This is a genomic window from Mucilaginibacter sp. NFX135, assembly GCF_048565145.1.
Taxonomy (GTDB): Bacteria; Bacteroidota; Bacteroidia; order Sphingobacteriales; family Sphingobacteriaceae; genus Mucilaginibacter.
Genome location: NZ_CP183412.1, coordinates 2,472,015 through 2,486,626, shown reverse-complemented (window position 1 = coordinate 2,486,626; position 14,612 = coordinate 2,472,015). Strand labels below are relative to the sequence as shown.

14 protein-coding genes are annotated in these 14,612 nt (G+C 43.3%); 7 read left to right on the top strand and 7 right to left on the bottom strand.

Annotated elements, in window-relative coordinates; genetic code table 11:
* Positions 1-7 precede the first annotated feature (7 nt).
* Positions 8-916 (top strand): ribose-phosphate diphosphokinase, encoded by a 909-nt coding sequence (locus tag ACNURT_RS10630; protein ID WP_419701732.1) that lies wholly within the window; start codon positions 8-10, stop codon positions 914-916.
* Positions 917-926: 10 nt separating this feature from the next.
* On the opposite strand, the gene ACNURT_RS10625 is transcribed toward ACNURT_RS10630, so the two are convergent.
* Positions 927-1,586 carry an NAD(P)-dependent oxidoreductase gene (locus ACNURT_RS10625; RefSeq protein ID WP_419701731.1) on the bottom strand — a complete coding sequence of 220 codons (660 nt, stop codon included), beginning with the start codon at positions 1,584-1,586 and terminating at the stop codon, positions 927-929.
* Between the two features lie 27 nt (positions 1,587-1,613).
* Positions 1,614-2,090 carry a hypothetical protein gene (locus ACNURT_RS10620; RefSeq protein WP_419701730.1) on the bottom strand — a complete coding sequence of 159 codons (477 nt, stop codon included), beginning with the start codon at positions 2,088-2,090 and terminating at the stop codon, positions 1,614-1,616.
* Between the two features lie 181 nt (positions 2,091-2,271).
* Here ACNURT_RS10620 and ACNURT_RS10615 point away from each other — a divergent pair, with 181 nt between their 5' ends.
* The 5 genes from ACNURT_RS10615 (at position 2,272) to topB (ending at position 7,958) form a co-directional block, all read left to right on the top strand.
* The gene (locus ACNURT_RS10615; protein WP_419701729.1) at positions 2,272-2,898 is read left to right on the top strand and encodes a MarR family winged helix-turn-helix transcriptional regulator; all 627 of its coding nucleotides are present in this window, start codon (positions 2,272-2,274) and stop codon (positions 2,896-2,898) included.
* A gap of 82 nt (positions 2,899-2,980) precedes the next feature.
* Positions 2,981-3,775 (top strand): DUF5995 family protein, encoded by a 795-nt coding sequence (locus tag ACNURT_RS10610; protein WP_419701728.1) that lies wholly within the window; start codon positions 2,981-2,983, stop codon positions 3,773-3,775.
* Positions 3,776-3,938: 163 nt separating this feature from the next.
* Complete coding sequence (locus tag ACNURT_RS10605) at positions 3,939-4,811, top strand: alpha/beta fold hydrolase (RefSeq protein ID WP_419701727.1); 873 nt, start codon at positions 3,939-3,941, stop codon at positions 4,809-4,811.
* A 27-nt stretch (positions 4,812-4,838) separates the two neighbouring features.
* Positions 4,839-5,063: a DUF4287 domain-containing protein gene (locus tag ACNURT_RS10600; protein WP_370996637.1), complete on the top strand. Its 225-nt coding sequence runs from the start codon at positions 4,839-4,841 to the stop codon at positions 5,061-5,063.
* Between the two features lie 1,026 nt (positions 5,064-6,089).
* Entirely contained in the window at positions 6,090-7,958 is a 1,869-nt protein-coding gene (topB, locus tag ACNURT_RS10595) for a DNA topoisomerase III (RefSeq protein WP_419701726.1), read from the top strand.
* 480 nt (positions 7,959-8,438) lie between these two features.
* Here the strand turns inward: topB and ACNURT_RS10590 are convergent, their stop codons facing one another.
* The 5 genes from ACNURT_RS10590 to ACNURT_RS10570 form a co-directional block, all read right to left on the bottom strand.
* The gene (locus tag ACNURT_RS10590; protein ID WP_419701725.1) at positions 8,439-9,320 is read right to left on the bottom strand and encodes a hypothetical protein; all 882 of its coding nucleotides are present in this window, start codon (positions 9,318-9,320) and stop codon (positions 8,439-8,441) included.
* Between the two features lie 473 nt (positions 9,321-9,793).
* Positions 9,794-10,795, bottom strand: coding sequence for an NADP-dependent oxidoreductase (locus ACNURT_RS10585; protein WP_419701724.1), 1,002 nt, complete (start codon positions 10,793-10,795; stop codon positions 9,794-9,796).
* Between the two features lie 21 nt (positions 10,796-10,816).
* Positions 10,817-11,584 carry an SDR family oxidoreductase gene (locus ACNURT_RS10580; protein WP_419701723.1) on the bottom strand — a complete coding sequence of 256 codons (768 nt, stop codon included), beginning with the start codon at positions 11,582-11,584 and terminating at the stop codon, positions 10,817-10,819.
* 23 nt (positions 11,585-11,607) lie between these two features.
* Positions 11,608-12,420, bottom strand: a complete 813-nt coding sequence (locus tag ACNURT_RS10575; protein ID WP_419701722.1) for an SDR family NAD(P)-dependent oxidoreductase — start codon at positions 12,418-12,420, stop codon at positions 11,608-11,610.
* 170 nt (positions 12,421-12,590) lie between these two features.
* Positions 12,591-13,181 (bottom strand): TetR/AcrR family transcriptional regulator, encoded by a 591-nt coding sequence (locus ACNURT_RS10570; RefSeq protein ID WP_419701721.1) that lies wholly within the window; start codon positions 13,179-13,181, stop codon positions 12,591-12,593.
* A 152-nt stretch (positions 13,182-13,333) separates the two neighbouring features.
* On the opposite strand from ACNURT_RS10570, the gene ACNURT_RS10565 reads away from it, so the two are divergent.
* Positions 13,334-14,512 (top strand): alpha/beta hydrolase-fold protein, encoded by a 1,179-nt coding sequence (locus ACNURT_RS10565; RefSeq protein ID WP_419701720.1) that lies wholly within the window; start codon positions 13,334-13,336, stop codon positions 14,510-14,512.
* The last annotated feature ends 100 nt before the right edge of the window (positions 14,513-14,612 follow it).

The window sequence follows — 14,612 nt, the reverse complement described above, 5'->3', positions numbered from 1 at the left end:
TATCAACATGAAAAAGTTACTATTTAATATAACCGACTATGAGTACCTGGCCGAAAGAGTATTAGCCTCCGGCCTGTTTGAAAAAGGCGAACTGGAAGTAAGCCATTTTACGGATGGCGAACGCTATCAGCGCATTATCTGTAATGTAGAAGATCGTGATGTGGTACTGCTCGGCGGTACTGTTTCCGACCAGGCCACATTGGAATTGTATGATCTGGCTTCATCGCTGGTGAGCTATGGTGCTAACTCACTCACGTTGGTTATACCTTATTTTGGCTACTCCACTATGGAACGCGCTGTGTTAAGCGGTGAAATTGTGACGGCCAAAACAAGGGCAAGACTTTTATCCTGTATTCCCCGTTCCAATCGCGGCAACAAGGTTTTACTGTTCGACCTTCACTCCGAAGGCATACAATACTATTTTGAACACGGCCTATACCCCGTGCATGTTTATTGCAAAGACATCGTTATAGCCGCCGCCCGTGAATACGGGGGCAATAATTTTGTAATGGCCAGCACTGATGCAGGCAGGGCCAAATGGGTAGAATCGCTCGCTAATGACATGGGCGTAAACGCGGCCTTTATTCTCAAACGCCGTCTTAAAGGCGATCATACCGAAGTAAGCGCCATTAACGCCGATGTAGCCGGCAAAACAGTAATTATTTACGACGATATGATCCGCTCTGGAGGTAGTATTATTAACGCCGCGCAAACCTATAAAAATGCCGGTGCTGGCGATATCTATGTGATCACCACACACGGACTTTTTGTAAACGATGGCATTAATAAATTAAAGAACTCCGGATTGATCAGAAAGCTCATCTGCACCGACTCGCATGTCAATACCCAATATATAGCGGATGATTTTACCGAGATACGGAGTTTGGCCGGGCTCATCAGTCAAAACATCGGCTAAGCAAAAACTATTAATAACCTATTTCAACTGTGGTTTTGATAACAGCCGGGTTATTGACATTGTGGATGATAAAATGTGCTACATCTGCGCGGGATATTTTGAGACAATCCTTCAGCCAATCATTAATGGCTATACGGTAATGCCCGGTTACTGGCTGATCGGTGAGTTGAGGCGGCCTGATAATCGTCCACCGGGCATCGCTTTGTTTGATGATGAGCTCCATCTTGCGCAAATCGGCGTACATGTATTTTAAAAGCTTCTGGATAACATATTTTGCTATCAATCTGACAAAAAAAGGTATCACCGGACTTATTTCAATAGCCGAGGCCGATATAAAGAAGCACCGTTTAACCCCTGCATTTTCCATGGCCCGTAAAAGGTTCGCATTGCCATCCGAGTACAAAGTAGTCGGTTTATCGCCAAACATACCACCCTTAACGCCAATCGCCGATATAATAGCATCGTTGCCGGCTAAGTATTTTTCAAATGTGCTGGGTATCAGCAAATCACCCTGAACTACCTCCAGGTTTTGGTGCATTAATGGCAGATTAGCCGGATTGCGAACCAGGGCTGTAACCCTATGTCCGGCATCCAGGGCAAGCTCAACACACTGCCTGCCAATGCCGCCATTAGCCCCTATGATCAATAATTTATAGGATTGATTTTCCATTCGGATTATGGGTTGTTGTTTTAATGATCAGTTGAATTTAAATACGCTCAGGAACACGATGAGCAAAAAAAGGCATAACTGCAGCAGAAAAAAGCGATTGAGCCGTCCCCGCAAAACAAAAGCCTCGGCAAGCAGTATGGCTCCTGAATTGGCCACAACATTTCTGAGTTTGGTACCCTGCCGTCTGCCACTCAATATTCCGTTGAGTATCAAAACAACCACCAGGCCAAATTTTATCCTGAACCAAAGTTGCTCGCCAAAAACACCACGAGTTATAGCCATCATCCCTATACCGGTTAGTACAAGCAAAGCCGCCCCTATACCAATAAGCCGCGCCGAGTTTGAGGTGGCTTCCATTAGCCCGGCGGGATTTGGTTCGCCGCGGTCAATGTATTTCCAAAAGGTTTTAAATACGGTATAATCAACAACGGTAGTACCGGCCATGATCACCAGCCCGGAAAGATGCAGAACAAGCAAAGTTTGAAGAAGGGTTTGTAAGTTCATAAAAATGAGTTAAGCTTTAATAATTCAGTTAACAAACAAATGCGATCAGTTAAATAGAATGTCAATCATAACATAACCATATGGTTATATTATATAATCAAATATATACCTTTTGGTTATAATAAAGGTCATATATTATGCCATTTTTATGTAAATTTGCTACCAAAAGGAAGTAATTACATTGAACAAAACGGTAGAACTGGTTAAGCTATGGGGTGCCTACGAGGAGCAAAACCCCGATGCTACGTTGGATAATTTTTTCAGATATCAACTATCCCTGATTTCAAAAACACCTCAAAAAACCGATCAGCAGGAAAAACTGATACCGGACATCAATGGCCGCCTGATGATCCTGTTACGACGGATTGCCAAATACCATATCACTTACTCCAACAAGGCCCTGGAGGGCACGGGGTTTGACCAGATAGAAGAATTTGGCTTGCTGGTCACTATTTTCAACGAAGTAAACCCCATCAAATCCGAAGCCATTTATAACAACATTATCGAGCTCTCAAGTGGTACCAATATGCTTAACCGGCTCAAAAAAAGAGGATTGGTAAGCGAATATGCCGATACTGAAGATAAACGTGTAAAAAGGCTACAGGTAACCTCCAAAGGCAGGGAAGCATTGATGATAGCCAAAGACAAGGTACAGAAAGTGGCCAAAATGATGTCATACGGCTTACCTGATGAAGATAAACAAATGTGCATCCAATTGCTTACCCCGGTTAACGATCGTTTTAACGGCATGTTCCAGAAACAAAAAAACAAGTCATTTGATGAAATCTTTAGGGAGATGACCTCCTGATATTCACGGTGCGGCATAGTGGTTTAATCCGTATTATTATTTTATTTAACTTTAGGGCAGCACCACTTAAACCTGAACACCTATGCCCGCCACCACTATTAATGAGGTCATTGATGCCCTGCAAACCATTATTACCGAAAGCATTGCCACCAACAACCGTATAGGGTATTTTGCTGCCCTGTATTATAAAGTTACCGCCTCCGTTCGCGATGGTATTGTTAAAGGCCAGTTTGAAAATGGCCCCCGGATGGAAAAGTTCGATGTTATTTTTGCCAACCGGTACCTGGATGCATTAACCGCCTGGAAAAACAAGCAAGCCCTGAGCGACTCCTGGCGCGTCGCCTTTGAAACCGCCGAAAGATCATCACCATTGGTATTACAACAATTACTATTAGGGATGAATGCTCATATCAATCTCGATCTGGGTATTGCTGCAGTTGAAGTATCCAATGGAAATATGGATGGCGTACAAAAAGACTTTGATGCCATTAACACCATCATTTCGGCATTAACTTATGAAGTGATCAGTGAGATCAACCGGATATCGCCGCTGCTTTCCCTACTGGGACTGCACTCTTCCAATTACTCTATTATCATCCAGTTTAGTATTGGCAATGCCCGCGATGGCGCATGGTGTTTTGCAGAAGACCTATTGACCAAGCAAGATTCTGCCTATACCAATTGCATCAGCACCCGTGATAAAACCATTGCCCAACTGGCCGGCGGACTTGCCCATGCCACCGGCCTGATGCGTATTACCCTTTGGCTTATTCATGTTTTTGAATGGAAAAGCCCTTCAAAGATCATCAGGGAGTTGCATGACTACCAAAAGGAAAAAATCACCATCAATCCTGTTGCAACAGCTCCTGCCGTGTAAACCATCTTGTTTTCATTGCAGCAATTCTGCAATTTGATTTATCCAATTATAGTATTATTCAGATTAGTACACTGCTTTGTCGCAAAGCGCCCCTTTAATTGTCGGATACGGCCATTTGGCAATTTAGCTGACGGCTGTACATTTGAATATAAAATTTACAACCATGAAAAACGCTATCAATAATAAGTTCACCCACATCCCATTAATGATTATGGCTATGATGACAGCCGGCAGCGCGACACAGGCCCAAGCCCAAACAACAGAACAAGGCAAATATGCCAACGTAAACGGTATAAAAATGTACTATGAGGTACATGGTACTGGCAAACCCCTGGTATTGATCCATGGCGGCGGCTCAACCCTTAGCACTTCTTTCGGCCTTATCATACCTATCCTATCTAAAACGCACCAGATAATTGCCGTTGAACTACAAGCCCACGGCCATACCAGCGACCGTGATGCTCCTGAAACTTTTATCCAGGATGCAGATGATGTAGCCGAACTGTTACGCCAGCTTAACATCACTAAAACCGACGTACTGGGTTTTAGCAACGGCGGCCAAACTACCCTCGAAATAGCCCTGAGGCATCCCAAACTGGTCGACAGGCTTATCATAGCATCGGCATTTTATAGCCGCGATGCTGTACCCGTAGGTTTCTGGGAGGGTTTCAAAAATCCCAAATACAGCGATATGCCGCAGATTTACAAAGACGAGTATCTAAAAATAGGTACACAGGCAGGGCTTACGAACATGTTTAATAAAGACGTTCAGCGCATGAGCGTATTTAAAGGTTGGACCAAAGAACAGATCGCTTCTATACAAGCTCCCGCCCTGGTAGTGATTGGTGATCATGACCTGACTCCTCCGGAACATGCTGCCGAAATGTCCCGTTTATTGCCCCACGGTCAACTGGCTATACTGCCTGGCGCCCATGGCGAATATTTTGGCGAGGCCTTTTTCCCGAATGCCAGCAGCAGGAAAGTTGAAAGTTTCAGCCTGATTGTGGAGGATTTCCTGGCAAGCCCAATCAATTAGTAATCAGCATTATAAAATTATAAAAGCATGTCATTCCAAGCATACCTTACCACCATCAAAGCCAAAACCGGTAAAGACGCAGCCGATTTCAGAAAACTGGCTGAAGAAAAGGGTTATACCCAAAACGGCGAACTCACCGCAAAAGCCGGAGATATTGTAAACTGGCTTAAAACCGATTTTGAGCTCGGTCACGGCCATGCTATGGCTATTTACGCTTTACTCAAAGGCATCAAGAACGAAAGCAGCCAATAAATGGCTATCATTATATTCCAATCTTATCACCCTATGCCCGCGATTTTTCGCGGGCATTTTTTTATCGTAAAACTTTTTAAACCTTAAATTTTAACACTTTTCGGACGAAAAACGGGGTAAAAACGGGTCAAAATTTATTCAAAACCATCGATTTTAACACTTTTTAACAAATTTCGACGCGATTTTGAGTGGTTTTTAAAACTTTAAAAAGTTTTAATTTACCGATTATCAAATAACTGCAGACAAAACAGTTGGTTTTTTGGGTTATTTTTCCCTTAACCAAACAGCCCGGTTTTCTCTTTTTTGAGGAGAAAAAACCGGGCTGTGAATGTATATAAAGATACCGAAAGTTGAGGAGAATAACAAGGGGTTTCTGCCTGACTCTTCTCTCCACACGTCATTGAGGTACGAAGACAACCGACCGGAGCTCATTAATACCGACAGAAAACAATCAAAAGATTAATAATCCCCGATAGGCAGGTCCGCTCTGTAAGTAGGGGATTGCCACGTCGTTCCTCCTTGCAATTGACGTGATTTGATATTCTTTTCCCCGTCAGCAGAACAGCTTCGGGCGAAAGCAGGCAGAACAATGATGGGCTGTGCAGCTGTAAGGGCATTGCAAGTTTTGCAGAAGAGGTGGAATTGTGGTTGCGAAGCAGGGCAAATAATTGCAGCCCGTGGTTCTGTCTGATTTGCGGGGCAAAGGCCATGTGTGGCAAGAAGCATTTCTGCTGACAAGCCTTTTGATTACTTTGTGGCTACAAAGTAACCGGCCTTCCCGCGGCCAAGAGCGGGTATACGCCATGCAAAGTGACTCTGTACAGCATAGAGATTGCTTCGTGCCTCGCAATGACGTTTTTTTTTAAAAAATTCCCTCTTTCCGCCGAAGGCGAAGAGAGGGTGGTCGAGCGAAGCGATGACCGGGTGAGTCGACCCTTCCTCCCCCTTTTTTCCACATTCATTGTAGCAACCGCCCGGTTTATCTAACTTTCGCCCCTCAAATTAATTTTGAGTACCATCCTGTACATGAAAGTTATAATTGCCGAAAAACCATCCGTAGCCCGCGAAATTGCCAAAGTATTTGGCACTACCACCAAAAAGGATGGTTATATGGAAGGCAAAGGCTATACGTTTACCTGGGCCTTCGGTCACCTTTTACAATTGGCACCTCCGCAGGAGTATGGCTTTTATGGCTGGAGCGTTCAAAACCTGCCTATGCTGCCGCCCAAGTTCAAACTCAGCATCCGCAAGGTAAAAACCAAGGATGGTATGGTGGATGATCCCTCGGTAAAAAAACAACTGGATACCATTAAGGCGCTGTTTGACGAAGCTACCGAGATCATTGTAGCTACGGATGCCGGGCGCGAGGGTGAGCTCATCTTCCGCTATATTTATTATTACCTCAAATGCAAAAAGCCCTTTAAAAGACTCTGGATCTCGTCGCAAACGGATGAGGCGATCAAAGAAGGTTTCCGCAACCTGAAACCGGGCACCGATTATGATACGCTTTTCAATTCGGCGCATTGCCGCTCCCAGTCGGATTGGCTGGTGGGCATGAATGCCACACAGGCCCTCAGCATTTCGGCAGGAACCCGGTCGGTGCTTTCGCTGGGCAGGGTGCAAACCCCTACTCTGGCCATGATCTGTTCGCGCTACCTCGAAAACAAGAACTTTGTGCCGCAGCTGTACTACCAGGTGAGCATTCAGGTAGATAAGGATGGCCAGGTTTTCCGGGCTATCTCCACCGAAAGCTTTAAAACCACCGAAGAGGCACAAGCCATAGTAGATAAGGTAGAGGATGTGCCTTCGGGCTTTCCTAACGGTGCGCATATCCTGAGTGTAGAAGCCAAACCCCGCAAGGAGCCACCTCCGCTGCTGCATGATTTGAGCAGCTTGCAGCAGGAAGCTAATAAGCGCAAAGGCTTTACGGCCGACCAAACCCTTGGCCTGCTGCAAACGCTGTATGAAGGCAAACTGGTTACCTATCCGCGTACCGGCAGCCGCTATATTGGCGACGATGTATTTGCTACGGTGCCTGGATTAATTGAGAAATTTAACGAGCACCGCGAATTTGGCAAACAAGCCGCTTTTTTGGCTACCATAAAACTCAATAAGCGCAGTGTGAACGCCAAAAAAGTAACGGATCACCACGCCATACTACCTACCGGCGAAAAACCATATCAGCTTTCGGGCGATCTGCAGGCTATTTACGACCTGGTAGCCGCGCGCATGCTGGAAGCTTTTCACCAGGAATGTATTAAGGAGATCACCAAGATCACTGTACAATCGGGTTCGTTATTTACGGCCAGCGGAACGGTGATCAGTTCGGCGGGCTGGCGTTCGGTGTTAAACGACCCCGACGAGGAAAAGAAGGATGAAGAAAACGCGAGTCTGCCTAAAGTTCTGCAAGACGAGCGCCTGCCTGTCCCCGAAAAAGCCCTGCTCGAAAAACAAACCAAGCCAAAACCGCTATACAACGAAGCTTCGCTGTTAAAAGCGCTGGAAACCGCGGGCAAGGAAATTGAAGATGAAGAGCTGCGCTACGCCATGAAGGATAGCGGACTGGGTACACCGGCCACCCGTGCATCCATCATTGAAACGTTGATTAAACGGGATTATATCATCCGCGAAAAAAAGAACCTGGTACCAACCGCTACCGGGCTAAGCGTATATAATGTAGTAAAAGACCAAAAAATAGCACAGGCTGAACTGACCGGCAACTGGGAAAAACGCCTCGAAGAGATCCGCTCGGGTGCTTCGGTTGATGATTTTCAGCAGGAGATCAAAACCTATACCCGCAACATTACCCAGGAACTACTGCAAGCCGGCAAAAGCCTGATGGCTCAACGTAAGGAGGCAGCAGTAGCCCAGCCCGCTCCAAAGGAGAGTGCGTAGGGAAATTACCTTCATCATTTTGAATCTAAAAAGGGTGACATGCTGAGCTGCGTCGAAGCATGGTGGGCAGGCCTCTGCACGCGCCCTTCGACAGGCTCAGGGTGACAGGCCTTTTTGATTTTTTATCAAAATCCCCCCTCTCAAGGGGAATAGCCCATGAAAAGACAGCATCTATACTAATTCAAGTGGTGTAGCCCCTAATGAGGCAAAAAACCTTTTGGTTCTATTTCTACAAATATGTAGTCCCTACGGGACATGAAATACAGCCACATTTACAGCTTAAATTGTTGCTCTATGTCCCGTAGGGACTACATGTTTGTAGAAAATAATTGTAAAAATTTGGTGTGCCCGTAGCGGGCTACCCCTCCTGTCATTTGATGGGCTATTACTCTCGGGAGGAGAACCGCACAACTCGCTGCTTTTTTAGGGTCTTCCCAACACCTGTGGGCTCCAGCCGAGCGATGGCTGTAGTGATTTTTTTTACTTTTTATGACCCGGCCTTATGCTGTTAGGACTAAAAAAGTATTTTCCGGTAGCGTGATCTTTAGTGACTTCATACCATAAACCATTTAAAAAAATGTACTCATACTCACCAAGCTTTATTACCGGATAGCTTCCCTTTATTTGCCTGAGTTTAGTTTTACTGGTTTTAGTATCATACAGTTCAACAACCGCATTCATCGATCTCATCTCATTATAAAAAATGTGCAGGCTTTTATCAAACTTTAGCATGTAATTGCCACTTCTGTCGAAACTTTTTTTGGGGTTATCAGACTTGAGCAGATCTCTGACATGTAAAGCCAGCTGATAATCATTCACATTTTTGCCGGATAGCTTTAAATGCAGGTTATATAAGCCATACTCTCCAGGTCCATCATATTCGTTAATGGATAATATTTCCATTACCACACTGAATTTACCTTTATTAACCCCGAGCAATAATACATTATCAAATCCTTGGTCAGAACCGCCACGCGGGCTATACACAATCTCTAAAATATCATTACTCAGATGACGAACCCTCGTCAAACAATAAAAATCCGGGATAATCAAGTTGTCATCAGGAAGATCGATATGAAATATACGATCACTAAATGGTTTCTCCCATAAACTAATTTTAGCGGGGCGGCCATCAAATGATCGAATAGCGTAGGTCATAACATCATATGAAAATGTATCCCCATAGGCTATTATCCTTTTGGTGATTACCGAAAAGGCTTCTTTTTTCAACGCCATATCCGCGGCCTTTTCTGCCCCCGGGCTATCATTCAAATAGCGCCAAAGTTGTGCGTAAGCAGTATTATTACCCGCATAAAAAATTAATACTAATAAGACGGCAGCAATTCTGTTTGTGAAGGTCACGGTTGGGAGATTATGCTTAAATTTAATAATTAAAAAAGAACAAAACGTTCTTATATTTTAAAATTCTTTGTCCTTCCGGATACTAAAAGTTCACTCTCCACGGGAGGGGTGCGGTTGTCAGTGAGGTAGCAGGGAGGGGTTTATACAAGCGACTGAATTGTCTGGGGATGAAACCCCGTCCTCCCCTTCCCGCAATGTCATTAAGTTAAGGATTGACAACAGGGGGGCAAATGTCGGTAGAAAATAGCATGTAAAAATACCGTGCCATCGGTACGGTATTTGGCGAGTTGCGTACCGATGGCACGCTAAAATGTTGAAAAATGAATTTTCTACCGACATTATGCACCTACGGCGCATTCGGATCTCTTAATTTAAAGACATTGCCCCTTCCCGACGGAAGAAATCGCGCACACCCTGGCTTTAAAAATTGTCCAAACGTCCATCGTTGTCATCCTGAACGAGGTAAGGCCATCTTACTTCATTTTTACAACAACCTTTCCTTTAGCCCTGCCGCTTTCAACATAAGCCATTGCTTCTTTGATCGATTCAAACGGAAAAACTTTATCCATAACCGGTATTATAGTACCAGAATTTATAAGGTCTGTAATTTCCTTTAACTGCTGCCCGTTTGCTTTCATAAATAAAAAGGAAAAGCCCACTTTAAGCTGTTTTGCTTTCTTCCTTACTCCCGAGCTCAGCAAGCGCAGAATTAATTTAATGTACCAGGGGGCTCCTATTTCTGCTGCAAAATCCGGATCGGGCGGGCCCGAGATTGAGATGAGTTTTCCACCTGGTTTTAACACGCGCAACGATTTTTCGAGCGTTTTTCCGTCCTGGCTATTCAGAACCAGGTCATAGCCATGCAGAACTTTCTCAAAGTCATCTTTTTTGTAATCGATAACCACGTCGGCACCCAGGCTTTTTACTAATTCGGCGTTAGCTGCGCTTGTAGTTGTAGCCACTATAGCACCCAAATGCTTTGCTAACTGAATGGCAAATGTGCCAACACCGCCAGAACCGGCCTGGATAAATACTTTCTGTCCCTTCTTAAGCTGTCCTTTTTCAATCAATGCCTGCCAGGCGGTAAGGCCTACCAGCGGGATGGATGCAGCTTCTTCCATACATAACTTTTTTGGCTTAAGCGCTACATCGGTTTCCTTAACAGCAATAAAATCCGCAAATGTTCCGATCCGATGATCTGCCGGTCGCGCATAAACCTCGTCTCCAACTTTAAATTGTTGCACCCGTGCCCCAACCTTAGTTACTACACCGGCTACGTCATGCCCCAGAACAAATGGTGTTTTATACGGCAAAATAAGTTTGAACTCTCCGTTTCTGATTTTGGAATCCAGCAGGTTGATACCGGCAGCATGTACTTCCACCAATACTTCATCTGCTTTTAATTCGGGAACGGGTATTTGCCCTATCTTACCGCCATCCTTACTTTTATATTTATCTATAATAAATGCTTTCATTTTTTATGGTTATAGTGTTTTTTAAGAGGCTATTATCTGGTAACTTTTCTTAGGGTTAGCCAAATTAAAAATCAATTTCGGAAAAATCCGGTTGAGGATATAAGCTGTTTTGGTATCACCTATACGGATAGTAAGCTGATCTTTTTGAAGGCCGGCAATAAACGCTTTCACCATATCTGCCGTGGTCATTTTTTTGCCGTTCATCTCAGTTGTCATTTCTGTGGCAACAAGCGGAGGTAAAAGTTCAAAAACCTTTACGCTGCTGTTCAAAATTTGCAGGTGCTTTCTAAGCGCTTTGGTGTAAAACTGCAACGCTACTTTGGATGCCGCGTAAGTAGCTTCCAGCAACGACGGAACGTAACTGAGTAACGAAGTGGTGTTGATGATCGCGCTTTCTTTTCTTGATTTCAGCATTTCGATAAACAGGTTGTTAAGCCGGATCACACCCAGGTAGTTGACGTTCATTTCGTACGCCGCGTCATCAAAATGCCGACCGTTTGCCGTTCCGAGGTTAATCGGATCAGTCAGCACTCCTGCGTTATTGTATAAAATATCTATACCGCCCAGTTGCTGTACCTGGTTGAAAAGCTTTTGCGCGTCATCTGCATCTGATACATCACTTTTAATGGCTGTAATTGCCGGATATAGTTTCTTTGCTTCATCTAATTTTCCCTGGTTTCTGCCGGTGATGATCACATTGGCGCCATTGGTTAAAAATTGTTTTGCTGATTCCAGCCCGATACCTGATGCACCACCTGTGATCAATACCGTTTTTCCTTTTAATTGCATTGTTTTATTTCTTGATGTTAATTCTATTTTGAAGCATAAACTGATTTCAGAATGGATTTCTCGAAAATCTTATATGCGAAATGTTGGAGCAAGAGTATGATCGATGATCCTTTTCCGACAGGGTAACTAAACTTTGGATTTTTTTCCTTCACTGTTTGCAGTAAAGCTGTGATAACCGGAGTAGGTTCGGGTGCCTGGTCAAATGTAGTTTTGGTATACGCGGTGACCTTTTGCCTGAACTGGTCATAATCTGTGATGGTTCCTGTCGCTACGGTTCCGCTTTCGCCGATACTGGTTTTAAAACTCATCGGCTCAACCATAACCACCTTGATGTTAAACTGGTTCAATTCAAACCGAAGCGACTTAAAATAACCTTCGAGCGCATGTTTGGAAGCCGCGTAATAGGATACATAAGGAAGGCCCACTAAACCCAGCAGGGAACCCAATGTGATTATTTTCCCATGTTTCTGTTTTCTGAAATAAGGCAGTAATTCGTTAGTTAATTTGATGGTTCCCCAAAAGTTGGTTTCAAATTGCTGCTTGCCTAATGCAATAGGGGTTTCCTCGGCAAGTCCGTTTACTAAGGAACCCGCATTGTTGATCAGCACATCTAAAGTATTGATCTCACTGAACAGCAGTTTGCCAAACGATGCTATGGAATGGTCATCATTCAGATCCAATGGCAGTACCTTAAATGGTAATTTTGCCTGGTGTTTTTCCGGATTGCGGCTTGTGCCGATTACCTGGTAGCCGTTTTCGTGGAGCTTGCCGGCAACAAGCAGTCCGATACCCGATGAGGCACCTGTGACTAATACCGTTTTTCTTTTTAATTGCATGATTTTAATTTCTTTTATTAATTCTATTTGGTTCTATTTTATACTTTTTAGTATATTTTACTATAATCCTATTGCTGTATATTTTACTTTACTTTTATAAAAAACAATGATTTAGTTTTATTTCCATTTAATATATAATAGACTTTTTAGTATATTTTATATTAAAAAAATTATATTGAGTAGCTTTCCAATTCCGCTTTAAGGCTTTTGAGCAAAGCCGCCATTGGCTTTGCTGTATTCATTGCTCTGCACATCACAACCGCCCCTTCAACAGCGGCAACGGCTTTAAATGCATAAACAGCCGGATCCAGTTGATCAGAAAACTCACCGCTCTGAATTCCTTGATTTAAAATATTGACAAATAATTCCTGGCCCTGACGAATGACTCCCGCAATCTTTTCTTTAATGGCCGGAAAGTTATCATCCGACTCTACTGCGATATTAAATATGGGGCATCCGCCTTTAAGGTAAGTATTTAAAGGATCTTTATAAAAATCGAGAAAAGCGAACACCTTGGCCTTTGCGGTTTTACCCTTGCTAATGGTGAGCAGCATTTTTTCACCGTTAGTGTTCAACATGAAATCAACAACCTGCAAGGCCAAATCCTCCCTGTTTTCAAAATGTCCGTACAGACATCCTTTAGTCAGTTTAGCGGCGGCAAGTACGTCGTCTATGTTGGCGCCGGATAACCCTTTCTGATTAAAAATAGGGGCTGCTGTTTCCAGGATAAATTGTTTTGTTCGTTCGGCTTTAGTAAGCATGTTCTTTAAATTAACGATACAAAAATATACTAAAAAGTTTATTTTATAGAAAAAATATAGTCTTTCTATTGTTTATGACCCGGAGATGATATTTAATTTACCCGTAATTTTGATTTTATTTGTTTAAAAATAATGTAGATAAAGCAAGCCTTATGATGCACGATTATAAACCCATCCGCATTGCTGTTATACTGCTTTTGCTGCTAACCGGCAGCAAAACCGTGTTCGGTCAAACCGACAGTGTTACGGTGAATAACGATAAAACCCTGGTATTAACCTCTAAAGCATTAGGAGAAAAACGAACCATCTGGATACATCTGCCAGTCGATTATAACACTACCTCCACTACTTACCCGGTACTGTATCTATTGGATGGTGACAGTCATTTTAAATATGTTTCGGAGGCAGTTGAATATTTATCGGATTACGACCGGAACAGGATGCCGCAAATGATTGTGGTGGCTATTTTAAATGTAGACCGCACCCGTGATTTTACGCCTATCCACTCCCTCATTTTTGATGGAAAAGTGGATACCACAAGAATGGGAAAAACAGGCGGCGGTGCTAAATTCTTACAGTTTATTAAAAATGAACTGGTACCCTATGTCGACAAAAATTACCGTGTTGAACCGTATCGCGTTCTTTTGTCACACTCGTTGGGCGGCTTATTCGCGCTTTATGCCAAGGAAACTGCTCCCGATTTGTTTCAGGCCAATATTATGATGAGCCCGGCAATTTACGGCGACTATACAAAAATCCTGACTGACTTTGCACCGTTCCTGCAAAACCATCCACAATTGAGAGGGAAAAACTTTATTTCGATAGGAAATGAGAACACGCAAAAGGTCGACTCGCTAACACTGGTTTTAAAGAGCAGGGCAAACCCGCTCTTTACCTGGAAATTTGAACAATACCCGGAAGAGAATCATTTCTCCGTTACCTATAAAAGCGTTTATGACGGCTTGCGATTTATTTATAGCCATTGGTTTATTGACTATTACAGTCAGGTTAAAATGTCAATTACGGATATAAACACTCACTTCGGCAATCTATCCGATGAGTTTGGATATACGATTAGCCCAAGCGAAAATCTTTTGAACAATTGCGGTTATCAGCAATTGAATTTAAAAAATATGGAGGAGGCTATCGGGATATTTAAAGAAAACGTACAAAGACACCCTACCTCATCAAATGCTTATGATAGTTTGGGCGAAGCCTATATGAAAAACGGGAACAAAGCATTAGCCATCAAAAACTATAAAAGATCAATTGAGCTAAACCCCGGCAACACTGGTGGGAAAGAGATTTTAAAGCAGTTGGAAAGTAAATAAAACGTTTTTAACTATGGAAGACTTTCAGTAATAGTTCATGAAATGGCAAAGGTATTACCCATAATTTTGATTTTATTTGTTTAAAGCAAATGCAGGTTAT

Excerpts from the sequence above, each read along its gene's own strand:
- topB (WP_419701726.1), top strand. The coding sequence starts at position 6,090 with ATGAAAGTTATAATTGCCGAAAAACCATCCGTAGCCCGCGAAATTGCC.
- ACNURT_RS10565 (WP_419701720.1), top strand. The coding sequence starts at position 13,334 with ATGATGCACGATTATAAACCCATCCGCATTGCTGTTATACTGCTTTTG.
- ACNURT_RS10620 (WP_419701730.1), bottom strand. The coding sequence starts at position 2,090 with ATGAACTTACAAACCCTTCTTCAAACTTTGCTTGTTCTGCATCTTTCC.
- ACNURT_RS10585 (WP_419701724.1), bottom strand. The coding sequence starts at position 10,795 with ATGAAAGCATTTATTATAGATAAATATAAAAGTAAGGATGGCGGTAAG.
- ACNURT_RS10630 (WP_419701732.1), top strand. The coding sequence starts at position 8 with ATGAAAAAGTTACTATTTAATATAACCGACTATGAGTACCTGGCCGAA.
- ACNURT_RS10570 (WP_419701721.1), bottom strand. The coding sequence starts at position 13,181 with ATGCTTACTAAAGCCGAACGAACAAAACAATTTATCCTGGAAACAGCA.
- ACNURT_RS10600 (WP_370996637.1), top strand. The coding sequence starts at position 4,839 with ATGTCATTCCAAGCATACCTTACCACCATCAAAGCCAAAACCGGTAAA.
- ACNURT_RS10610 (WP_419701728.1), top strand. The coding sequence starts at position 2,981 with ATGCCCGCCACCACTATTAATGAGGTCATTGATGCCCTGCAAACCATT.
- ACNURT_RS10580 (WP_419701723.1), bottom strand. The coding sequence starts at position 11,584 with ATGCAATTAAAAGGAAAAACGGTATTGATCACAGGTGGTGCATCAGGT.
- ACNURT_RS10625 (WP_419701731.1), bottom strand. The coding sequence starts at position 1,586 with ATGGAAAATCAATCCTATAAATTATTGATCATAGGGGCTAATGGCGGC.
- ACNURT_RS10575 (WP_419701722.1), bottom strand. The coding sequence starts at position 12,420 with ATGCAATTAAAAAGAAAAACGGTATTAGTCACAGGTGCCTCATCGGGT.
- ACNURT_RS10605 (WP_419701727.1), top strand. The coding sequence starts at position 3,939 with ATGAAAAACGCTATCAATAATAAGTTCACCCACATCCCATTAATGATT.